This is a genomic window from Azospirillum endophyticum (assembly GCF_016595245.1).
GTDB classification, from domain to species: domain Bacteria; phylum Pseudomonadota; class Alphaproteobacteria; order Azospirillales; family Azospirillaceae; genus Azospirillum; species Azospirillum endophyticum.
Genome location: NZ_JAENHM010000030.1, coordinates 316,202 through 338,787, shown reverse-complemented (window position 1 = coordinate 338,787; position 22,586 = coordinate 316,202). Strand labels below are relative to the sequence as shown.

Below are 22,586 nucleotides of genomic sequence, written 5' to 3'. Positions count from 1 at the left end.
CCGGCAAAGCGAGACCGGTCAGACGAACTTGAAGCTGAGCAGGCCGCCGACCACCACGACCAGAAGGACGGTGGCCACCAGCATCAGGCGCTTCTCGATGATGTGCTGGACCTGCGGGCCGTAGAAGTGTAGCAGGATGGCGATCATGTAGAAGCGGGAAAAGCGCGCGACGATCGAACAGAGGATGAAGACCGTCAGATCGAGATGGGCGAATCCTGCGGTGATCGTCAGCAGCTTGTAGGGGATCGGCGTCACCCCCTTCAGGATCAGGAACCAGGGGCCGAACTCGGCGAACATCTCCTGGAAATGATGGAACGACTCCTGCGCATTGTAGAAGTCGATGATCATCCGCCCGACGCTCTCGAACAGATAGAAGCCCAGCGCATAGCCCAGCAGGCCGCCGATCAGCGACGCGAGCGCGCAGATGTTGGTGTAGAACCAGAGTCGCTTCGGCTTCCCCAGACACATCGGCACCAGCATGATGTCCGGCGGCAACGGGAAGAAGGAGCTTTCGGCGAAGGAGATCGCCGACATCCACCAGACCGCATCGTCGCGGGCGGCGAGGCGCTGGATTCGCGTGTAAAGAGAACGCAACATTCGACCGGCCACATAAGAGAAAACCCCTCCTTCAGGGGGTAAGCCCCGAAGGAAGGGTCCAAAGCATCACCGATATCGGCAGTCCCATCCAATCCGACAAGAGGCCCTGAGGCCCGATGCCGCACCGTGCGGAAGACTGGCACGATGTGCGGTCATGTTACTCGGCAGTCTCGCCCTCGGCCTCGACGGCGTCCTGCGTCGGGCCGGAATCCAGGCCCTTGGCGGCGACGTCGCGGTCGACCAGCTCGAACACCGCCATGTCGGCGGCGTCGCCATAGCGGAAGCCGGCCTTCAGGACGCGGCTGTAGCCACCCTGGCGGTCCTTGTAGCGGTCGGCCAGGACGGTGAACAGCTTGGTCACCGTATCGTTGTCGCGCAGCTGGGCGAAAGCCAGACGACGGTTGGCCAAGCCACCCTTCTTGCCGAGCGTGATCAGCTTGTCGACGATCGGACGCAGGTCCTTCGCCTTCGGCAGGGTGGTGGAGATCTGCTCGTGCTTGATCACCGCGTTCGCCATGTTCGAGAACATGGCCTTGCGGTGGCTGCTGGTCTTGCTGAACTTACGTCCCGAAACGCCGTGACGCATGGCGGTCCTCCTTCATGGCATGGCCCCCCTCGGGGAGCCGATCGTGAACCCCGCCGCCCAGTCGTAACGCTGGTACGGCGATGGGGTCGGGCCGTGGCGGCCCTGGGAAACGCGCCCTTCCCGTTCCGAGACGGCAAGGGCGCGGATAACGCGAGATGCTTAGTACGGCTCTTCCAGACGCTTGGCCAGCTCTTCGATGTTCTCCGGCGGCCAGTTCGGGATTTCCATACCGAGGTGCAGGCCCATCTGGGACAGCACTTCCTTGATCTCGTTCAGCGACTTGCGGCCGAAGTTCGGGGTGCGGAGCATTTCCGCTTCCGTCTTCTGCACCAGGTCGCCGATGTAGACGATGTTGTCGTTCTTGAGGCAGTTGGCCGAACGGACCGACAGCTCCAGCTCGTCCACCTTGCGGAGCAGGTTCTTGTTGAACGGAACCTCCTCGTGCTTCTCCTCGGAGACGGCGTGCGTCGGCTCCTCGAAGTTGATGAACAGCTGCAGCTGGTCCTGCAGGATGCGGGCGGCGAGCGCCACCGCGTCGTCCGGCTTGACCGAACCGTTGGTCTCCACCGTCATCGACAGGCGGTCATAGTCGGTGACCTGCCCGACGCGGGCGTTGTCGACCTTGTAGGACACCTTGCGGACCGGCGAGAACAGGGCGTCGATCGGAATCAGGCCGATCGGCGCGTCTTCCGGACGGTTCTGGCTGGCCGGGACATAGCCCTTGCCGGTCTCGACCGTCAGTTCCATGTTCAGCCGCGCGCCGTTGTCCAGCGTGCAGATGATCAGTTCCGGGTCCATGACCTGGATGTCGGGACCGGTCTCGATCATGCCGGCCTTGACCTCGCCCGGGCCTTCGGCGCGCAGGCGCATGCGCTTCGGGCCGTCGCCGCCCATGCGCAGACCCATCGTCTTGATGTTCAGGACGATGTCGGTCACGTCCTCGCGGACGCCGGGAATCGACGAGAACTCGTGCAGCACGCCGTCGATGTGGATCGACGTGACCGCGGCGCCCTGCAGCGAGGAGAGCAGGATGCGGCGCAGCGCGTTGCCGAGCGTCAGGCCGAAGCCGCGTTCCAGCGGTTCGGCGACCACGGTCGCGAAGCGGTCGGCATCGTCGCCGGGCTGGATGTCCAGCTTGCTCGGCTTAATCAGTTCCTGCCAGTTCTTCTGAAGCACGGGTAGACCTCAAGATGCCATCGGGTGGACACGAACCCGCGGGGCCGAAGCCGTTCCCATGCTGAAGGGGCCGCGATGGCTGCGGCCCCCTGTCCCGGAACGGTCGGTCCCCGCGGGTGCGGAAACGGTACTGAACTCAGACGCGACGCTTCTTCGGCGGGCGAACGCCGTTGTGCGGGATCGGCGTGACGTCGCGGATCGAGGTGATCTGGAAGCCGATCGACTGCAGGGCGCGCAGGGCGGACTCACGCCCCGAACCCGGACCCTTGACTTCGACTTCCAGCGTCTTCATGCCGTGTTCCTGCGCCTTGCGGCCGGCATCCTCGGCAGCCACCTGGGCGGCGTAGGGCGTCGACTTGCGCGAACCCTTGAAGCCCATGGTGCCCGACGACGACCAGGCAATGGTGTTGCCCTGCGCGTCGGTGATGGTGATCATCGTGTTGTTGAACGAGGCGTTCACGTGAGCGACGCCGGCGGTGATGTTCTTGCGCTCGCGACGACGCAGGCGCTGAGAAGCGGCGGAGGGCTTTGCCATTTTGCGTTCGTCCTCTTACTTCTTCTTGCCGGCGATCGGCTTGGCCGGACCCTTGCGGGTGCGGGCGTTCGTATGGGTGCGCTGGCCGCGGACCGGCAGGCCCTTACGGTGACGCAGGCCGCGGTAGCAGCCCAGATCCATCAGACGCTTGATGTTCATCGCGACTTCACGACGAAGATCGCCTTCGACGCGGTAATCGGCGTCGATGGTCTCGCGGATCTTCAGGACTTCGTCGTCCGTCAGCTCGTTCACGCGACGCTCGGCCGGGATCTCCAGCTTCGCGCAGATTTGCTTGGCCTTGAAGGGGCCGATGCCATGGATGTAGGTCAACCCGATCTCCACACGCTTCTGCGCGGGGATGTTGACGCCAGCGATACGCGCCACGCTACTCTCCTCGATCTCGATATCTCAACGGCAGCCCGTCGGGCCACCTACACACCGAGCAAATCCCGTCCGGCACCACGCCGGAACCAGGAACGCACAATGCTTCCCGCCACCCTTGCGGGGCGACGAGAGGGTGCGACTATAGGAAAACCCCGGAACTTGTCAAGGCCGATCGCTGCGGCGATGGCGGCAACGACCCAATCGGGACGCGCGGACGAGCGGTTACAGCTCGGTCCCCGCCGCCCGCTGCCGGATCGCGTCGACCTGTGCCCGAACCTGGGCGAGATGCGGATTGATCTTCAAGGCCGCATCGAAGGCACGCAGGGCCGGCTTCTCGTCGCCGAGCGCCAGGTAGACCAGCCCCATCTCCACCAGCGCCCCGAAATGGCGGGGCTCCAGCGACAAGGCATGGTGCAGGTCCAGCATGGCGGAGCGGTAGTCGCCCAGCATGTAATGGGTGGCGGCGCGCTTGTTCCAACCTTCGGCATAGGACGGGTCGCGGGCGACCGCCGAATCGAAGGCGTGCAGTGCCGATTCGTAATCGTCGCCGTTGAGGCTGGACACGCCTGCGCGCATGTCGCGCAGCATCACCGGATCGGGATGATCCAGCCAGAAGTCCCAGATATGCTCCTCCACCGATTCGGCATAGGCCGCGTCGCTGGTGGCATGCAAGGCCTGGAAAAGACTGTCGAGACGCATGTTCCCCTGTCCAGCCCCGGCCGGCACCCCAAGGGTCATCAGCAAAAGCACAGTCAAGGAAAAGAAGCGTCGAATCATCATGCCCCAAATTTGGACACGGAATCGACGGCCTGCCAACTATTTTTTGGTTGCAAAACGCTAACGAATTGGTCGGAGGGACCGCTGACCGGCCTTACAGCCCCCGACCTATGCCCTCTATGGCGTCGGTGCAGACGGCAGTGCTCCGACGGATCGGTGCCCAGGGCCGTCATATGACGATTTCCCATGTCCCAGAACGGCAGACGGCCGGCGGATCGCTCCGCCGGCCGTCTGCTTTACCAAATTCCCGATTGCCGGATCGGCGATCAGGCGGCCTTGTTGCGGCCGGCCACGATTTCGTCGGTGACGTTGCGCGGCACCGGCTCGTAGTGGCTGAACTCCATGGTGTAGGACGCACGGCCCGAGGTCATGCCGCGCAGCTGGCCGATGTAGCCGAACATCTCGTTCAGCGGGACGTTGGCTTCCACGGCGATGTTCGACCCACGCTCCAGCTGGCCCAGCACCGTGCCGCGGCGGCGGTTGACGTCACCGATCACGTCGCCGAGGTAGTCATCCGGCGTCACGACCTCGACCTTCATCACCGGCTCGAGCAGGATCGGGCCGGCCTTGGGCAGAGCCTCGCGGAAGCAGGCCTTGGCGGCGATTTCGAACGTCAGCGCGTTCGAGTCGACGTCGTGGTACTTGCCGTCCACCAGGCGGGCGCTGAAGTCCACGGTCGGATAGCCGGCGAGGACGCCGTCTTCCTTCTGCATCTCCAGGCCCTTCTTGACCGAGGGCACGTATTCGCGCGGAACCGTGCCGCCGACGGTCTCGTCGAGGAACTCGAAGCCCTCGCCCCGCTCGCGCGGCGCGAAGACGATCTTGACCTCGGCGAACTGGCCCGAACCACCGGTCTGCTTCTTGTGGGTGTAGGTGTATTCGACCGGCTTGGTGATCGTCTCGCGGTAGGCGACCTGGGGCTTGCCCATGTTGCCTTCCACGCCGAACTCCGTGCGCATGCGGTCGAGCGTCACTTCGAGGTGCAGCTCGCCCATGCCGCGCAGGATGGTCTGGCCGGTTTCACGGTCGGTCTCCAGGCGGAGCGACGGATCGGCGCGGACCATCTTGCCCAGCGCGATGGAGAACTTCTCCTGCTCGCCCTTGGTCTTGGGCTCGACCGACACGCTGATCACGGGGTCCGGGAAGCGCATGCGCTCCAGGATGACCGGCGCGGAGGCGTCGCACAGCGTATCGCCGGTCTCGGTCTCCTGCAGGGAGACGAGCGCGATGATGTCGCCGGCGCGGGCTTCCTCGATCGGGTTGGCGTCCTTCGCGTACATCTCGACCATGCGGCCGATCTTCTCGCGCTTGCCGCGGGTCGAGTTCAGGATCGACATGCCCTTGGTCAGCACGCCCGAATAGACGCGGACGAAGGTCATCGAGCCGTAGGTGTCGTTCAGCACCTTGAAGGCCAGCGCCGAGAACGGCGCGTCGTCGGAGCTGAGACGCTCGCCGTTCGGGTTGCCGTCCTCGTCCACCGTCTTGATCGCCTCGACGTCGGTCGGGGCCGGCAGCAGGTCGACGACCGCGTCCAGAACCTGGCAGACGCCCTTGTTCTTGTAGGACGAGCCGCAGAGGACCGGAGTGAAGGCGCTGGTGATGGTGCCCTTGCGCAGGCAGGCGCGCAGCACGTCGGGCGACGGGTCCTCACCCGATTCCAGATAGGCTTCCATCGCCGCGTCGTCCTGCTCGAGCGCAGTGTCGACCAGCTCGGCGCGGAGCGCCGGGATGCTGGCGATGTTGTCCAGGTCTTCCTTGACGGTCAGGTTGAGCTTGCTCGCGAGATCGTCGGTGATCTCCCAGCTCTCCCACTTGGCGTCCTTGTCGTCCGAGAACCAGACATACGCCTTCATCTCAACCAGATCGACCATGCCGCGGAAGTTGTCTTCCGAGCCGAGCGGGACCTGGATGCAGACCGGGCGGGCGTTCAGGCGAGCCTTGATCATGCTGACGCAACGCTGGAAGTTCGCGCCCGAACGATCCATCTTGTTGACGTAGCAGATACGCGGCACGTTGTAGTTGTCGGCCAGACGCCAGTTGGTCTCCGACTGCGGCTCCACGCCGGCGACGCCGTCGAACACCACGACCGCGCCGTCGAGCACGCGGAGCGAGCGGTTCACCTCGATGGTGAAGTCCACGTGGCCCGGGGTGTCGATGACGTTGATCTTCTTCTCGCGCCAGAAGGTCGAAACGGCGGCCGACTGGATGGTGATGCCGCGCTTCTGCTCCTGCTCCATGTAGTCGGTCGTGGTCGACGTCTTCAGATCCTTCGTCTCGTGGACGTCGATGATCGTGTGCTTGCGACCGGTGTAGTACAGAATACGCTCGGTGGTCGTCGTCTTGCCCGCGTCGACGTGGGCGATGATGCCGATGTTCCGAATGTCAGACAGTGGCGTTTGGCGCGGCATGTTGCGGTTCCATTGCAGTAACGCGACAACCGAAGCGCGACCGTCAGGGTCGTCCGCTTCGGCGGCAGAGGTTGGTCGGGGTTTTACGGGCGATCTGTTAAGGCGTCATTAACATTCCGTAAACCGACAAGCGAATTTGTCGGGTTATTGAAGCGCGCGGCCCTGACAGCGTTCGGGCCACGCCGGCACACCCCAACCGAGGCTGCCGGGTCGCCCCGTTTTCGCCGCCTTATTTGGCGGCGGTGACCTGAATTTCAACGAGATACTGGGGAGCCGCCAGCTTTGCTTCCACCGTGGCGCGGGCCGGCGGATTGGCCGGGTCGACCCAGGCCTCCCACGCCTTGTTCATCGCGCCGAAGCTGGCGATGTCCACCAGATAGATGGTGGCCGACAGCAGCTTGCTCTTGTCGCTGCCCGCTTCCGCCAGCAAGGCATCGATCTGGGCCAGGATCTGGGCGGTCTGACGCTCGACGTCGGGCGTCGGCTCGTCGGCGACCTGACCGGCGAGATAGACCGTGTCCTTGTGGACGACCATCTGGCTCATGCGCGGTCCGGTGTGGAAGCGCTGGATCGACATTGCGGAAAGACTCCGGGTTCCGGGGGGGCTCGAAAGAGACGCGGGTACGTCTATGCCATTCGGAGCCGCGCGCGAAGAAAAAAATGCGACTCCCCCGCTCACGGCTGCCCCGCAGCGGCATCCTTCGCCAAAAGTGCGGCGAAACGCGCCGACGGGACGGCAAAATTGCGCACGACCGGCGCGTTCCCGGCGGCGACGCCGACTCCGGCGACCGCCCAGCCCTCCCCCCTCGCCGCCCGCACGAGCAGCGGCCCGCCGCTGGTACCGCGCGTGGCGTCGCAATCATGCACCAGCAGCCCGCCGCTGCCGCCCAGCAAGCGGCAGTCGCGGTCGGCCATCAGAATCTGCGCCCGATCCTGGCTGTAGCCGCCGAGCATCACCGGGGTGCCGGCCGGCAGCGCGTCCGCATCGACGGGAAGCGGCGGCACCGACTCAGGAGCCGGTTCGGACAGGGTCAGCACCGCCCAGTCGGCGGCGGCCATGGGCGTTGCGGAAGCCGGATCATAGGCGGGGTCGGTCGCGACCTGCGCGACCGTGACATGGCGGGTGAATTCTCCCCTGTCGTAGCCGAACAGGACATGCAGGGAAGACGCCTGCAGGAACCGCCTCGTGCGCGGATTGAACAGGCAGTGCCCGGCGGTCACCACCGTGCGCCTGCCGACCAGCGCGCCGGTGCAGCGGCCGGCCAGATTGGTCTGGACCCGGACGACGCTGCGCCAGGGCGCCACGGTCGCATCCACCGGCGCCCGGCGGTCGCCGGGTCCGACGCCGGGCAGCAACGGCCGTTGCGCATGGGCATCGCCGGCAGCGGCGCCGGCCAGAAGTGCCAGCGCAAGCGCGGCGGCTCCAAGCCCGGGGCGCCGGCCACGCGCATGTTCTTGCTCCGTTTCTCTCAATCCCGTATCCTCCGGCGCATGGCGACGCTGATCATCACCGAGAAATCCAGCCAGGCGAAGGACCTGCGCGCGGCCCTGGGCGACCGTTACGGCCGCATCCTGCCGGCCGAGGGCCATCTGTTGCGGCTCGCCGAGCCGGACGAGGTCGATCCCGCCTGGAAACGCTGGTCGCCGACCCTGCTGAAGCCGGACGGACTCTATCCCACCCGGCCCGACCAGGGCGGCAACAAGGCGGCGAAGCTCCAGGCGATCACTGCGGCGCTGCGCGCCTGCGACGAGGTGATCCTCGCCACCGACTGCGACCGCGAAGGCCAGCTGATCGGCCAGGAAATCCTGGAGCATGTCGGCTATCGCGGCAAGGTGCGGCGCGCGATTTTCACAGCCCAGGACCCCAAGACGCTGCGCGACGCCTTCGCCACGCTGAAGCCCAACGACAGCATGCGGCCGATCTACGAGGCGGCGGTGGCGCGCCAGCAGGCCGATCAGATCTTCAACCTGTCGCTGACCCGCACCGCGACCAAGACCCTGCTGGCCCCCGGCACCCGCGGGGTGATCGGCATCGGTCGGGTGAAGACCCCGACCCTGGCCATCGTCTGCCTGCGCGAGCTTGAGATCCGCAACTTCAAGCCGGAGGATTATTTCGAGGTGGTGGCGACGGCCACCGTGGCGGAAGGCAGCTTCCAGATGCGCCACGCCCCGGCGCCGAAGGACCGCATCAAGGACCGCGCCGCCGCCGAGGCCATCGCCCGCGCCGCCGCCGACCATCGCGGCCCGCTGACCGTGACCGTGGAGGAGAAGCGGCAGGCGCCGCCCAAGCTGTACGACCTGCCGTCGCTGCAGAAGACCTGCGGCCAGCGCTGGGGCTGGACCGCCGACCGCACGCTGGCGGTGGCGCAGGAGCTGTATGACGGCGACGGCAAGAAGCTCATCACCTATCCGCGCGCGGAAGCCCGCTATCTGTCGGAGAACCAGATCGCCGACGCGCCGGCCATCGTCGGCGCGCTGACCCGGCTGCGCGGCTTCGCCCATCTCGACACCCACATGGATGTTCGGCGGCCGGTGATCCGCAAGGGCAAGTCCGGCCATTTCTGCGACAAGGCACTGGAGGGGGTGTCGCACCATGCGGTGATTCCCAACGTCAATGTGCTGGACGATCTCGAATCGCGTCTGGTCCGGCTGACGGACGACGAGAAGCGTTTGTTCGCGCTGGTCTGCCGCTCCTATCTCGCCGCGGTGATGCCGGATTACGAATACCGCCAGACCAGCGTCACCCTGCCGGTGCCCGTCGGGGGGAAACCGGTCGCCTTCCGCGCCGTCGGCCGCATCCCGCTGAAGCTGGGATGGAAAGCCGCCTTCGGCTCCGCCGAATCCGATGGCAAGCCGGAGGAGGAGGCCGAGCAGACGCTGCCGCCGCTCGCCGACGGCGAGATGGCGACCTTGAGCGACCCCAAGGTGGAGGCCAAGCGCACCCAGGCGCCGCCGCGCTACAATGAGGGCACGCTCGTCGACGCCATGCAGAACGCCTGGCGCTTCGTCGAGGATCCGGCGTTGCGCGACCGGCTGAAGGAAGCCAAGGGGATCGGCACCCCCGCCACCCGCGCCGAAGTCATCAAGGGGCTGCGCAAGCAGAACCTGCTGGGCGCCGACGGCAAATGGCTGGTGCCCACCCCGGCCGGCCTGCATCTGTTCGAAACCCTGCGGGCCGCCGCTCCGACCCTGGTCGATCCCGGCACCACCGCGCTGTGGGAGATGAAGCTGGACGAGGTGGTGACCGGCCGTGCCGATTTCCGCCGCGTGATCGACGCCATCGCAACGGAGGCGGAACGACTGATCGGCGCCCTGGTCGGGCAGCGCGGCGCGGCGCTCGACCTCGGCCTTCCCGCCGCCAAGATTCGATTCGCCCGCCGCGGCGCCGCCGGGCGTGGCACGGCACCGCGAAGCAGCGCGGTCCGGAGCACGGCTGCGGCGACCGGCGAGGCGGCAAAACCGGTGCGCCGCCGCACGCGGAAAGCCGCCGCCTCCGCTTCCCTGCCTGCCCCCGTATCTCCCGATGAAGAGCCCGCGGCCCCGAAGCCGCGCCGCACCCGCAAGGCGAAGGCGGTTGGCGATGCGCCGCCGGTTGCGGTGGTTGCGCAAGGCGCGCCGGTCGGCGAGACGTCCAGTCCGGGCTCCCCCGCTCCGGACTCCCGACGCCGACGAGAGCCAACCGAGCGGATGGTCGCCTTCGCCCGTAGCCTGGCGGACCGCAAGGGCATCGCCCTGCCCGACCCGTGCCTGCGCGACTTCGACCAGTGCCGCAGCTTTCTGGATCAGCATGCCCGCTGACATGCCCCCGATCGCCCGGCCCAAGGTTGCAGGTCTGGAAAGAATCGCGCCATTTTGGCGATAAAGGTTGCTGGACGCCGCTCGCGCAGCCTGTAATTTTTGGGAATGTCTCAATCTTTTCCGGGCATCCCCATGAGAGTCTCCGGTCGGACCTCGCGCATCGTCTCCGCCACTTTGCTGACGCTGGCGACCGCCGCGCCCGCGCTGGCCCAGAGTGTGCCGAACTATGGCGGCGCCAGCGTCACGCAGTGCATTCCCTTCGCGAATTTCCAGCCGGTGTCCTTCACCGACCCGCCCCAACTCAGGTTCGGCATCGCCGGGTCCGGCACGATCCATACGGTGACGATGGACACCGGATCGGTCGGCGTCGCCATGTCCGCCACCAACATCCCCGGCTATGACCGGTTGAAGACGGCACCGGGGGCCAAGCCCGGTACCCAGTTCCTGTCCAGCAGCAAGGTGCTGTGGGTCGGCACCTGGGTCCCGATGACGGTCACCCTGTACGGCCGCGGCGACAAGCCGGTCGCGACGTCCGACGTGTTCATCCTCGGCGTGGAAAAATCCGGCCGTTGCGACAGCTATCAGACCGACCGGCAGATTTGCCCCAACCTGCCCCCACCGGAAAAGCCGGTGCTGTACATGGGGGTCGGCTTCGGGCAGGAGGCCGATTTCCAGCCCCAGGGCACCCCCGACAAGAACGTCCTGCTGAACCTGCGCAGCGTGAACGGCCAGCCCGTCGCCGACGGCACGCTGAACACCGGCTACATCATCGGCCGGCAGGGCATCCAGGTCGGCCTGACCGCCGCCAATACGGCGGGCTTCCGATTCGCCAAGCTGGAACCCTACCCGCAGTATCCCGGCGACTGGATGATGCCGCGCGGCTGCATCGCCGTGAATCCGGACGAGAACCGCGATGCCGACGGTCCGATCTGCACGCCTGCGAATGTCCTGGTCGATACCGGCATTCCGCAGAGCTACATGACGGTGCCGCCCTCGATCAAATTCGAGACGATCCGGCAGCCGGACAAGAGCGAACCCGACAAGACGGTGGGTGTGCTGGCTCCCCGCACCTCGGTCGCCGTCCACATCCCGGATTCCGCCAACCCGATCGCCACCGACGCTTTCGTCATCGGCGGTGGCGCACCGAACGAGCCGGTGCAGGTGATCCCGTCAAGCACCGAGCCGCCCCCGCCCGCCGTCAGGAAAGCGCCCTTCATCAACACCGGCCGTCATTTCCTGCGCCAATACCAGTTCCTGTACGATGCGAAACAAGGCTATGTCGGCCTGAAGGATCAGCCCAACCCCTGCGGCGAACCGTGACCGGCGCGGGCTGCGGCCGATGTCCCCGGCTGCAGCCCGCGCGGCCCGGCCGCTCGTCAGTCGCCGTTACTTCCAGCTCGTGTAATCGCCGGCGACGCAGCCGAACGGGGCGCGGTCCTGTCCGAACCTCTTCTTGAGCTGGTCGCATCCCCACCGGTTCAAGGGCGCCGGCATGAGGTTGTTGATGTCCATGCCGGGCGACTGGAACTGCGTGGGTGAACTGGTCACGTACCACAGCCAGAATCCGAGCACGCCGGCGACGATCAGAAGCAGCGTGGCGAAGAACGCCCGGAGACGTTTCCGGAGCGGCACCGTCTTCCCGGGCTCCTCGATCAGCACCGGGGCGGTCCGGCCGTCCTCCCGCTGATGGGCGAACGGAGCCAGCGCGGTCGCCCGCTCCTCGGCGGAGAGATCGATTCGTTGCAAGCGGTCGTCCAGAAGCACGGGCAGAGCCGTATTCCCATGCCTCACCGCCAGCCCCACCGCCTTGCCGTTGGCCTCCCCGATGACGAGAGGCTCCTCTCCGCTCCTCATGCGCGTGTAGGCCGACCGGCCCGTCTTGTCGTCGGCGATCTTGTCGTTGTAGGTGATGGACAGGATGTTGCGTTTCCGGTCGAACGCCGTGATCTCGACCGGAACGGCCGTCAGCCTCGCCGGCTGGCGCAGTTGCCGCCTGACGCGCCAGATCCGCAGGGCCAGGAACACCATCGCCAAGCTCGAGCCGCCCAGCAGCACGACGAACACCGCCAGCGTGATGATCCGGTTCCACAGCTTGTCAAGGGCCAGGGTCATCGTCGCAAGTTCAGGGTGGTCGGCCGAGATCACCAAGCCGGTTTCATAATCCCCGACATGGAAATCGACGAACATCACCTCGACGTCGCTGCTGTAGTTCCGCCCCTTGTAGCTGTAGACGAGCTGCGCCTCGCAGTCGGTGAAGATGGCCTTGCGCGTCTTGCACTGTCCGTTCCGCACATCCCCGTCTTCGAGCACCAGGGGATTTTGGCTGATCTGGAAGTCGCGGACCACGCCGGGGCCTTCCCAGACGAGCATGAATATGGTCAGCGCCAGAATGACGGGCGTCGCCCAAAAATAGGCGCGCGGGGTGGAAATCACATCACGCGCCAGCCCCAAAGGGCGGTTGGGAAGAGCAAGCGCAGACACGGGGCTATCGCCTTTCGAGTTGAGGGTCGACGATCCCGGCAGGCCACGCCGACGGCACTGGCTAAGTCGGGAGCATTCCACACGCAATCCGTGCCCAAAACACATTCGGATATCAACAGCTCCATCGGATGGGTGGATTGACCGCCTTTCCTACCCTTTTTTGGGAGGTAGGCCCCTTCGCGTCTACGGATGGATGGGAAGCGAGCGGCGGGCGTAGACCTGGAGGTTGAGTGTCCGCATCGTCAGAGGGAGTTTATCCTGGGCCTCCTCGCCTGTCCCCGCCCCGCTTTGCCCGACATCCGGCCGAGCGCAGCGCTGAGGAAACCGCAAATCCGCGGCTGGCCATCGCCGAAACGCCGGCGGGATCGTCGGCCCCCAACCACCCGATTGCCGGCCAGATACGACAAAGGCCCCTCGGAGGGGCCTGGGCATCGCAGCTAAATCGTTGAAAAGATTGGTGGGCGATGAGGGGATCGAACCCCCGACATTCTCGGTGTAAACGAGACGCTCTACCGCTGAGCTAATCGCCCGAAGGACCGGAAGGCAGGCCGGCCCGAAATACGAACCGGCCGGGTGAATGCCCGGCCGGCGGCACTATGCCCTGACAGCGGGCCTCACTTCAAGCTCAGTTCAAGGCGTCCTTGAGGGTCTTGCCCGCCTTGAACTTCGGCTGCTTCGACGCCGGGATGTCGATCTTCTCGCCGGTGCGCGGGTTGCGGCCTTCGGTCGCGGGGCGCTCGGCCACCGCGAAGGTGCCGAAGCCGACCAGACGGACCTCATCGCCGTTCTTCAAGGATTCGGCGATGCTGTCGAACACGGCATCGACGGCCTTCGTGGCGTCGGTCTTGGACAAACCGGACGCTTCGGCAACATGCGCCACGAGATCGTTCTTGTTCACGCAATCCCCCTTCGAAATTCAGCAAATACTGAACGACAAAAGTCGCCCCAGGACTGTTCGTCCACGACTTTTTGGAAGCAAAGGATAAGCACAGCGCTTGCCGCCCGTCAATTCCCGCCGGGCGGCAAAGCTCCTCATCTCCCCAAAAGTCACGCAACCGGCGGCGGCCGCAAGGTGATCGCGGCCGCCATCCCGGTCAGTGACGCAGGGCGTCGCCGTCGGCGCCCTTCTCCTGGGCCTTCGCCGCGGCCGCGTCGACCTCCGGCTCGGTCCACTCGATCGGCTCCAGCGGGCGGACGAGCGCGTTGCGCAGCACTTCGTCCACCGTACCGACGGGCATGATCTCCAGACCGCGCTTCACGTTGTCCGGGATGTCCGCCAGATCCTTCTCGTTGTCCTTCGGGATCAGCACATGCTTGATGCCGCCGCGCAAGGCGGCCAGCAGCTTCTCCTTCAGGCCGCCGATCGGCAGGACCCGGCCGCGCAGCGTGATCTCGCCGGTCATCGCCACGTCCTTGCGGACCGGAATGCCGGTCAGCACCGAGACGATGGAGGTGGCCATGGCGACGCCGGCCGACGGGCCGTCCTTCGGCGTAGCGCCTTCGGGAACGTGGACGTGGATGTCCTTCTTCTCGAACAGCGTCGGCTTGATGCCGAAGGCGACGGCGCGCGACTTGACGTAGCTCTCGGCCGCCTGGACCGATTCCTTCATCACGTCGCCCAGCTTGCCGGTGGTGGTGACGCGGCCCTTGCCGGGCAGGCCGACGGCCTCGATCGACAGCAGTTCGCCGCCGACTTCGGTCCAGGCCAAGCCGGTGGTGACGCCCACCAGATCCTCCAGCTCCGCCTCGCCGTAATGGAAGCGGCGGACGCCGGCATACTTGTCGAGGTTGCGGCGGGTGACCGCGACCTTGGCGTTGCCGCCCGACTTCAGCAGGATCTCCTTGACCGCCTTGCGGCAGAGGTTGGCGATCTCGCGCTCCAGCGAGCGGACGCCGGCTTCCCGCGTGTAGTAGCGGACCAGATCGCGCAGCGCGTCGTCGGAGATGGTGAACTCGCCCTTCTTCAGGCCGTTCGCCTCGATCTGCTTCTCGATCAGGTGGCGCTTGGAGATCTCGACCTTCTCGTCCTCGGTGTAGCCGGCGACGCGGATGATCTCCATGCGGTCCAGCAGCGGCTGCGGCATGCGCATCGTGTTGGCGGTGCAGACGAACATCACGTCGGACAGGTCGTAGTCGACCTCCAGGTAATGGTCGTTGAAGGTGCCGTTCTGCTCCGGATCCAGGACCTCCAGCAGGGCCGACGACGGGTCGCCGCGCCAGTCGGCGCCGAGCTTGTCGATCTCGTCGAGCAGGAAGAGCGGGTTCGACGACTTCGCCTTCTTCATGCCCTGGATGACCTTGCCGGGCATCGAGCCGATGTAGGTGCGGCGGTGACCGCGCACCTCGGCCTCGTCACGGACGCCGCCCAGCGACATGCGGACGAAGTTGCGGCCGGTCGCCTTGCCGATCGACTTGCCGAGCGAGGTCTTGCCGACGCCGGGCGGACCGACGAGGCAGAGGATCGGACCCTTGACCTTGTTCATGCGGTTCTGGACGGCGAGATACTCGAGGATGCGCTCCTTGACCTTCTCCAGACCGTAATGATCGTCGTCCAGCACCTTCTGGGCCAGCTTCAGGTCGCGCTTCACCTTGGTGCGCTTCTTCCACGGAATGGACAGCATCCAGTCCAGGTAGTTGCGGACCACGGTGGCTTCCGCCGACATCGGGCTCATCGACCGCAGCTTCTTCAGCTCGGCGAGCGCCTTCTCGCGGGCCTCCTTGGAGAAGCGGGTCTTGTTGATCTTTTCTTCGAGCTCCGCCGATTCGTCGCGGCCGTCCTCGGTCTCGCCGAGTTCCTTCTGGATCGCCTTCAGCTGCTCGTTCAGATAGTACTCGCGCTGGGTCTTCTCCATCTGCCGCTTGACGCGGTTGCGGATGCGCTTTTCCACCTGCAGCACGCCGATCTCGCCTTCCATGAAGGCATAGACGCGTTCCAGACGCTCGGACACGGTGGCGCATTCCAGAAGCTGCTGCTTTTCCGGAATCTTCAGCGCCAGATGCGAGGCGACGGTGTCGGCCAGCTTGCCGGCTTCCTCGATCTGGTTGATCGAGACCAGCACTTCCGGCGGGATCTTCTTGTTCAGTTTGATGTACTGCTCGAACTGGGAGACGACGGCGCGGCTCAGCGCCTCCAGCTCCTGGTTCTCGCCGGTCTTTTCCTCGACCAGCTCGGCCTGGGCCTGGAAGAACTCCTCATTGTCGGCGAACTTGGTGATGGCGGCGCGCTGGCCGCCTTCCACCAGCACCTTGACGGTCCCGTCCGGCAGCTTCAGGAGCTGCAACACGGTGCCGACGGTGCCGACGCTGTAGATGTCGGCCGGAGTCGGATCGTCCTGCGCGGCGTTCTTCTGGGTGACGAGCAGGATCTGCTTGTCATCCTTCATCACGTCTTCCAGCGCGCGCACGGACTTCTCGCGCCCGACGAACAGCGGCACGATCATGTGGGGGAAGACCACGATGTCGCGCAGCGGCAGGACGGGGTAGAGGGCACCACGGGAGAGTTCGATCATGGGCAGGGCCTCAATGAATGGATCGCCGCCAGCCCGGAATGGGCCTGACACAGCCCCCGCCTCGGGGTGAGCACGGGAATCGCCTACGGCACCCGACTAACGTGGCACACGGCCCTGCGGCCTTCAAGGGGGCTGAAATGTCCCACAGGCGGTTTCCAAGCCGCAACGCAGCCGGAAACCGCCGCTTCCCTCCCCTTTTTCGCCGGATCAGGCGGTTCTGAGGCGGTTCACATAGGCATCGACGGTCGTTCGCAGGCTTCCGGCCTCGTGCGACAGGCCGCGCGACGCGCTCAGCAGCTCTCCCGACGCCACGCGCGTGCTTTCCGCGGTCGATGCGACCTGTCCGATGCTGCCGGACACCTCGACGGTGCCCTGGGCCGCCGCCTGGATGTTGCGGGCGATCTCGCGGGTGGCGGCATTCTGCTCCTCCACCGCGGCGGCGACGGCCGAGGCGGCCTCGCTGATCGCGGTGACGGTGCGGCTGATGGCGTTGATCGCCGTGGCTGCGCTGCCGCTGACGTCGCGGATCTCGCCGACGCGGAGCTGGATGTCCTCCGTCGCCTTGGCCGTCTGCCCGGCGAGGTTCTTGACCTCGCTGGCGACGACGGCGAAGCCCTTGCCCGCTTCGCCGGCGCGCGCCGCCTCGATCGTCGCGTTCAGCGCCAGGAGATTGGTCTGGGAGGCGATCGAGCTGATCATGTCCACGACCGAACCGATGCCGGCCGCCCGGTCGGCCAGGGTGGCGACGATCCCGGCGGTGCTTCCGGCTTCACGCACGGCCTCCTGGGCGACGCGCGAGGCGTCGTCGATCCGCCGGCTGATCTCGCCGATGGAGGATTGGAGCTGCTCGGCCGCCGCCGCCACCGTCTGGATGTTGCCGTTCGCCAGTTCCGAGGCGGAGGCCACCGACGACGTCAGCGAGGAGGCGCTCTCGGCCGCCGAGGTCAGCTGTTCCGAATTGCCGCGCACGGCTTCGGCCGTCGTGGAAAGATGGCCGACCACCGTTTCGAGCTGGGCCACGAACTCCTTGGTCACCTGCTCCATGATGCGGCGGTTCTCCTCGCGCTCCTCCAGGTCCGTGCGGCGCCGGGACTCGGCGGCATCGGCCTCCCGGGCCCGGGATTGCAGGACGTCGATCGCTGCGGCCATCTCGCCGATTTCGTCGCTGCGCTGCCGGTGCGGCACCTCGACGTCGCGCCGTCCGCCGGCGATCAGCCCGACGACGCCCGCCAGTTCGACGATCGGCCGCGACGCCCGCCGGGTGATCGCGACCGCAACGCCGATCAGGGCGGCAAATCCGGCCACCATCACGCCGATGGCCAGCAACATGCGGCTGAACGCCGTGGAATGATGGTCGGATGCCATTTCCCGGCCGACGGCGATGCCGGCGTCGCGGATCACCAGCAGATCCTGGAGCAGCGGGGAGGCCGAGCGGCGCCATTCCGCACCGTCGAGGTCATAGGGCTTGCCGGCCCGCGATGCCGCCAGAACCCGGGCCTTGAAGGCACCGAAGCCCTGGATGTAGCCCTTGCGCGCGGTTTCCAGCGCCGCGCGCAGCGGAGGCTCCATGTCGCCGGCGACGATGTCGTCGGCCACCGAAGTCCAGTTGGCCATGATCCGCCCCTCCAGCGTCATCGCCTCGGCTTCGGCCTCGGGGGTCATCGGCTTGCCGGTGCCCAGGGCCCGGAGATACAGGACCGACTGCTGGCCGGCCTGCTCGCGCAGCGCCGCGGCGCGGATCGCGATGTCCGCCCGGTCGCCGACGGCCGCGTCGAGGTCGTTCAGACGATGGCCGAGACGGTTCGTCGTCACGGCGATCTGTTCGGCCACCTTGACCATCCCGGCGAAGAACTGCGCCGACGCGTCGGCCGGGCGGGCGGATGCCTCCTTCGCCAGCCAACCGTCGGTCCGGCTGCGGACTTCCGACAGGCGGTCCGCCAGCCCGGCGCTCTCCGAGATCGCCTTTGGGTCCGCCAAAGCCTTGACGGCGGCAAGGTAGCGGGCGAGTGCCGCATCCGACTGGGAGCGCACCTTCGACAGCGAGTCGCGGGTGGCGTCGTCGAGGAGCTTCCCGGCCGTCAGCGGCAGGTTGACCACACCGCGTTCGAGCGCCATCGTCTCGCCGAACCCGGTGGCGGCTCCCAGCACGTCGACGATGCCGCGCGCGTCGGCGGCCCGTCCGGCCGATGCGCTCTCCTGCACCGCGAGCCAAATCGCGGGAACGGCAGCGACCACTCCGACGCATGTCAGGCAAACGTAGAGGAAATTCCGTATTTTCATTGCTCGCCCACCGCAATTTTCTTGTCCAAGCGGTCGGAATCGCCGAAGCACGAGCCGGAGCGACGTGGCTTTTCTTGCGCTTCCAAACTTTCGAGCTAAACCTATCAGCTTATATTTTTCGATTCATTAATTCCGGGATCATGGCATTGCCTGAAACCGGGTTGCGCTTCCTGCATTCAAAGACCGTCTGAGCTTGGAAGAACTCAACAATACTACCGAGAATGAAAAAGGGGCGCCGGAGCGCCCCTCTCTTACCTATCAAAAGCTGTAGACGACCTAGGCGCCTGGCGCCTCGCTGCGCCGTTCGGCATGGACGTAGAGCGGCTTGGCGCGCCCTTCGACCACTTCCTTGTTGACCAGGATGCTCTCGATGCCGGTCAGGCCCGGCAGGTCGAACATCGGATCGAGCAGGATCGATTCCATGATCGACCGTAGGCCGCGGGCGCCGGTCTTGCGGGCGATCGCCTTGTGGGCGATGGCCCTCATGGCGTCCTCGGAGAACTCCAGATGGACGTCCTCCATCTCGAACAGGCGCTGGTACTGCTTGACCAGGGCGTTCTTCGGCTTGCTCAGGATCTCGACCAGCGCGCCCTCGTCCAGGTCGGACAGGGTGGCCAGCACCGGCAGACGGCCGATGAACTCGGGGATCAGACCGAATTTCAGCAGATCCTCGGGCTCGACCTCGTGCAGGATCTCGCCGGTGGCACGCTCGTCGGCCGAACGTACATCGGCGCCGAAGCCTATGCTGGTGCCCTTGCCGCGCTGGGCGATGATCTTGTCCAGCCCGGCGAAGGCGCCGCCGCAGATGAACAGGATGTTGCTGGTGTCGACCTGCAGGAATTCCTGCTGCGGATGCTTGCGTCCGCCCTGCGGCGGCACCGAGGCTACGGTGCCTTCCATGATCTTCAGCAGGGCCTGCTGCACGCCCTCGCCCGACACGTCGCGGGTGATCGACGGGTTGTCGGACTTGCGGCTGATCTTGTCGACCTCGTCGATGTAGACGATGCCGCGCTGCGCCCGCTCGACATTGTAGTCGGCGGCCTGGAGCAGCTTGAGGATGATGTTCTCGACGTCCTCGCCGACATAGCCAGCTTCGGTCAGCGTCGTGGCGTCGGCCATGGTGAAGGGAACGTCGATGATGCGGGCCAGGGTCTGGGCCAGCAGCGTCTTGCCGCAGCCGGTCGGGCCGATCAGCAGGATGTTCGACTTCGCCAGTTCAACGTCGTTGTGCTTCGTCCCGTGGGCGAGGCGCTTGTAATGGTTGTGGACCGCCACCGACAGCACGCGCTTGGCGTAGGACTGCCCGATGACGTAATCGTCGAGTACCGCATGAATGTCGCGCGGAGTCGGAACCCCGTCGCGGGACTTCACGAGGGTCGTCTTGTTCTCCTCGCGAATGATATCCATGCACAGTTCGACGCATTCATCGCAGATGAACACCGTCGGACCGGCAATCAGCTTGCGGACCTCGTGCTGGCTCTTGCCGCAGAAGGAGCAGTAGAGCGTATTCTTCGAATCGCCGCTGCTGGACTTGCTCATCGGTACTCCGTCATCTCGCGGGAGGCGTGGTCCTTGGGAACCATACCCGTTCGCGGCGCCCCCCGACGCCGGTCCTACTCAGGTTATCGCGGACGGCGTCCGCGACAGGGTCATGCGCCTATATAGTGACGCATCACGATCCGCACACCTGTAATCCCTCGCGGGCTTCCCCTGATGACCGGATCGTGTCACTGCCATTCAACAACAGCGTCACGACCCGATCAACCCTTTGTTGGAAGGGCCGAGGACAGGCGGCTCACGAATGGTGGTCGACGCCCGGGCGCTTTTCCACCACTTCGTCGATCAGGCCGAAGGCCTTCGCCTCTTCCGGCGACATGAACTTGTCGCGCTCCATGGCGGTCTCGATGGTGTCGAGGTCCTGCCCGGTGTGCTTGACGTAGATGTCGTTCAGGCGCGAGCGCAGCTTCAGGATTTCCTGCGCCTGGATCTCGATGTCCGAGGCCTGGCCCTGGGCGCCGCCCGACGGCTGGTGGATCATGATGCGGCTGTTGGGCAGCGAGAAACGCTTGCCCGGCGCGCCGGCGGCCAGCAGCAGCGAGCCCATCGAGGCCGCCTGACCCATGCACACCGTCGACACCTGCGGACGGATGTACTGCATGGTGTCGTAGATGGCGAGGCCGGCCGAGACGTAGCCGCCCGGCGAATTGATGTAGATCGCGATGTCCTTGTTCGGGTTCTCCGACTCAAGGAACAGCAGCTGCGAGCAGATCAGGCTGGCGACGGCGTCGTTCACTCCGCCGATCAGGAAGATGATCCGCTCCTTCAGCAGGCGCGAATAGATGTCGTACGCGCGCTCGCCCCGGTTGGTCTGTTCGATGACCATCGGGACCAGAGCATTCATCTTCGGCTCGAAGTCGTACATGTGTTCTTCCCTGCCCCCGCAGTTGGCTGAACCGGTGATCGTTGCCGGCACGGAACCACATATAGGAACCTTTGGGGGCGGATGGTAGCCCGCCCCCACTCCTTTTGGGGAGTTAGGCCGCGGCAGACTCGCTGCCGGCCTCGTCCTCGTCCTTGCTCAGCTCTTCGACGCTGACGGTCTTCTCGGTCACCTTGGCCTGATCGAGGATGTGGTCGACGACCTTGTCCTCGAAGATCGGGGCGCGGAGGTTCTCCAGGGCCTGCTGGTTCTGCTTGAAGAACTCGAACACCTGGCGCTCCTGGCCGGGGAAGCGGCGGGCCTCGTTGATCAGGGCGCGGTTCACCTCGTCCTGGGTGACCTGGATGTTGTTGCGGCGGCCGACTTCCGACAGCAGCAGGCCCAGGCGGACGCGGCGCTCGGCGATCGAGCGGTATTCCGCCTTCAGCTCGTCCTCGGGCTTGTCGGCGTCCTCGCCGGCCGTGCCGTTCTTCAGCTCTTCCTGCAGGCGGGCCCAGATGCCCTCGAACTCGATGTCGACCATGCCGGCCGGCACCTCGAACGAATGCGCCTCGGCCAGCTTGTCGAGCAGCTGGCGCTTCACGCGCAGGCGCGACAGGCCGTCATACTCGCCCTTGATGCGGTCGCGGATGGCTTCGCGCATCTTCTCCAGGCTCTCCATGCCGAACTCCTTGGCGAGTTCGTCATTGACCTCGGCCGGGACGTTCTTGCGCAGCTCCTTGACGTCGACCTCGAAGACCGTCGCGGCACCCTTCAGGCGCTCGTGCGGGTAGTCTTCCGGGAAGGTGACGTTGACGGTGCGGTGCTCGCCGGCCTTGACGCCGACCAGCTGCTCCTCGAAGCCGGGGACGAAGCGGCCGGCACCCAGCTCCAGCGGGTAGTCCTTGCCGTCCATGCCTTCCAGCGCCTCGCCGTCGACCGTGCCGGCGAAGTCGATGACCGCGATGTCGCCGGTCTCGGCGGCACGGTCCTCGGTGACCGGGGCCTGGGTCGAATGGGCCGAGGCCAGACGGGCCATCGCCTCTTCCACCGACTCGTCGGTGACCTCGGCGACCGGCTTCTCCAGCTCGATGCCGGAGAAGTCGCCCGGCTCGACGTCGGGCAGCAGCTCGACCGCCATCTTGTAGGTCAGGTCGCCACCGTCCTCGTACTTCTCGACTTCGATCTTCGGCTGCAGGGCGACGCGCAGGCCGCGCTCGCTGAGGGCCTGACGCGAGCTGTCGGAGATGGCGTCCTCCAGCACCTCGGACAGCACGCCGCCGAAATAGCGCTGCTTGATCACGGTGACCGGCACCTTGCCCGGACGGAAGCCCGGCAGCTGGACCGTGCGGCGCAGCTCTTCCAGCTTGCCGTTCACCTTCTCTTCGATGTCCTTGGCGGAAATGACGACCTGAAATTCGCGCTTGAGGCCGTCGGTGCTGGTCTCGGTGATGTTCATCGGAACGAAAGCCTATCTCGTTGGTCCGGCCCGGCGGCGCCCGTCCGGGCGGCCCGAATCCGTGTTGTCCATGCGGTCCAAGGTGTTGCCATGGTGCGGGCGAAGGGACTTGAACCCATACGACCGAAGTCACTGGAACCTAAATCCAGCGCGTCTACCAATTCCGCCACGCCCGCG

18 protein-coding genes and 2 tRNA genes are annotated in these 22,586 nt (G+C 65.9%); 2 read left to right on the top strand and 18 right to left on the bottom strand.

Going from position 1 to position 22,586, the window contains the following annotated elements; all coding sequences use genetic code 11:
* Window positions 1–18: 18 nt before the first annotated feature.
* From JHL17_RS11025 to JHL17_RS10985, 9 genes are all read right to left on the bottom strand, one after another.
* Complete coding sequence (locus JHL17_RS11025; RefSeq protein WP_200192964.1) at window positions 19–597, bottom strand: YqaA family protein; 579 nt, start codon at window positions 595–597, stop codon at window positions 19–21.
* 157 nt (window positions 598–754) lie between these two features.
* Window positions 755–1,183: a 50S ribosomal protein L17 gene (rplQ, locus tag JHL17_RS11020; RefSeq protein WP_200192962.1), complete on the bottom strand. Its 429-nt coding sequence runs from the start codon at window positions 1,181–1,183 to the stop codon at window positions 755–757.
* Between the two features lie 159 nt (window positions 1,184–1,342).
* Window positions 1,343–2,359: a DNA-directed RNA polymerase subunit alpha gene (locus tag JHL17_RS11015; protein ID WP_098739536.1), complete on the bottom strand. Its 1,017-nt coding sequence runs from the start codon at window positions 2,357–2,359 to the stop codon at window positions 1,343–1,345.
* 136 nt (window positions 2,360–2,495) lie between these two features.
* Window positions 2,496–2,894, bottom strand: coding sequence for a 30S ribosomal protein S11 (gene rpsK / locus JHL17_RS11010; RefSeq protein WP_012974490.1), 399 nt, complete (start codon window positions 2,892–2,894; stop codon window positions 2,496–2,498).
* A gap of 15 nt (window positions 2,895–2,909) precedes the next feature.
* Entirely contained in the window at window positions 2,910–3,278 is a 369-nt protein-coding gene (gene rpsM / locus JHL17_RS11005) for a 30S ribosomal protein S13 (protein WP_200192960.1), read from the bottom strand.
* 222 nt (window positions 3,279–3,500) lie between these two features.
* Window positions 3,501–3,977, bottom strand: a complete 477-nt coding sequence (locus tag JHL17_RS11000) for a tetratricopeptide repeat protein (protein WP_247893450.1) — start codon at window positions 3,975–3,977, stop codon at window positions 3,501–3,503.
* A 344-nt stretch (window positions 3,978–4,321) separates the two neighbouring features.
* Complete coding sequence (gene fusA / locus JHL17_RS10995; RefSeq protein WP_200192956.1) at window positions 4,322–6,463, bottom strand: elongation factor G; 2,142 nt, start codon at window positions 6,461–6,463, stop codon at window positions 4,322–4,324.
* 229 nt (window positions 6,464–6,692) lie between these two features.
* Entirely contained in the window at window positions 6,693–7,040 is a 348-nt protein-coding gene (locus JHL17_RS10990; RefSeq protein ID WP_200192954.1) for a RidA family protein, read from the bottom strand.
* A 98-nt stretch (window positions 7,041–7,138) separates the two neighbouring features.
* The gene (locus JHL17_RS10985) at window positions 7,139–7,936 is read right to left on the bottom strand and encodes a trypsin-like serine peptidase (protein ID WP_247893449.1); all 798 of its coding nucleotides are present in this window, start codon (window positions 7,934–7,936) and stop codon (window positions 7,139–7,141) included.
* 18 nt (window positions 7,937–7,954) lie between these two features.
* On the opposite strand from JHL17_RS10985, the gene JHL17_RS10980 reads away from it, so the two are divergent.
* Window positions 7,955–10,261 (top strand): DNA topoisomerase, encoded by a 2,307-nt coding sequence (locus JHL17_RS10980; RefSeq protein ID WP_200192950.1) that lies wholly within the window; start codon window positions 7,955–7,957, stop codon window positions 10,259–10,261.
* A gap of 132 nt (window positions 10,262–10,393) precedes the next feature.
* Window positions 10,394–11,581: a hypothetical protein gene (locus tag JHL17_RS10975; protein WP_200192948.1), complete on the top strand. Its 1,188-nt coding sequence runs from the start codon at window positions 10,394–10,396 to the stop codon at window positions 11,579–11,581.
* Window positions 11,582–11,647: 66 nt separating this feature from the next.
* Here JHL17_RS10975 and JHL17_RS10970 read toward each other — a convergent pair whose 3' ends face one another.
* The 9 genes from JHL17_RS10970 to JHL17_RS10930 form a co-directional block, all read right to left on the bottom strand.
* Window positions 11,648–12,742, bottom strand: coding sequence for a hypothetical protein (locus JHL17_RS10970; RefSeq protein WP_200192946.1), 1,095 nt, complete (start codon window positions 12,740–12,742; stop codon window positions 11,648–11,650).
* Between the two features lie 455 nt (window positions 12,743–13,197).
* Window positions 13,198–13,272, bottom strand: a tRNA-Val gene (locus JHL17_RS10965).
* A 95-nt stretch (window positions 13,273–13,367) separates the two neighbouring features.
* Window positions 13,368–13,640 (bottom strand): HU family DNA-binding protein, encoded by a 273-nt coding sequence (locus JHL17_RS10960; RefSeq protein ID WP_012974523.1) that lies wholly within the window; start codon window positions 13,638–13,640, stop codon window positions 13,368–13,370.
* Between the two features lie 196 nt (window positions 13,641–13,836).
* On the bottom strand, window positions 13,837–16,251 hold the full coding sequence (gene lon, locus JHL17_RS10955) for an endopeptidase La (protein ID WP_200192944.1): 2,415 nt from the start codon (window positions 16,249–16,251) through the stop codon (window positions 13,837–13,839).
* Window positions 16,252–16,458: 207 nt separating this feature from the next.
* A complete protein-coding gene (locus JHL17_RS37870; protein ID WP_200192942.1) occupies window positions 16,459–18,453 on the bottom strand; it encodes a methyl-accepting chemotaxis protein in 1,995 nt (664 codons plus the stop codon).
* 354 nt (window positions 18,454–18,807) lie between these two features.
* A complete protein-coding gene (clpX, locus tag JHL17_RS10945) occupies window positions 18,808–20,070 on the bottom strand; it encodes an ATP-dependent Clp protease ATP-binding subunit ClpX (RefSeq protein WP_200192940.1) in 1,263 nt (420 codons plus the stop codon).
* Between the two features lie 256 nt (window positions 20,071–20,326).
* Window positions 20,327–20,953 carry an ATP-dependent Clp endopeptidase proteolytic subunit ClpP gene (gene clpP, locus JHL17_RS10940; protein WP_098739527.1) on the bottom strand — a complete coding sequence of 209 codons (627 nt, stop codon included), beginning with the start codon at window positions 20,951–20,953 and terminating at the stop codon, window positions 20,327–20,329.
* Between the two features lie 112 nt (window positions 20,954–21,065).
* Window positions 21,066–22,409 carry a trigger factor gene (tig, locus tag JHL17_RS10935; RefSeq protein ID WP_200192938.1) on the bottom strand — a complete coding sequence of 448 codons (1,344 nt, stop codon included), beginning with the start codon at window positions 22,407–22,409 and terminating at the stop codon, window positions 21,066–21,068.
* 91 nt (window positions 22,410–22,500) lie between these two features.
* Window positions 22,501–22,585: transfer RNA gene (locus tag JHL17_RS10930), tRNA-Leu, on the bottom strand.
* Window position 22,586: the final 1 nt, after the last annotated feature.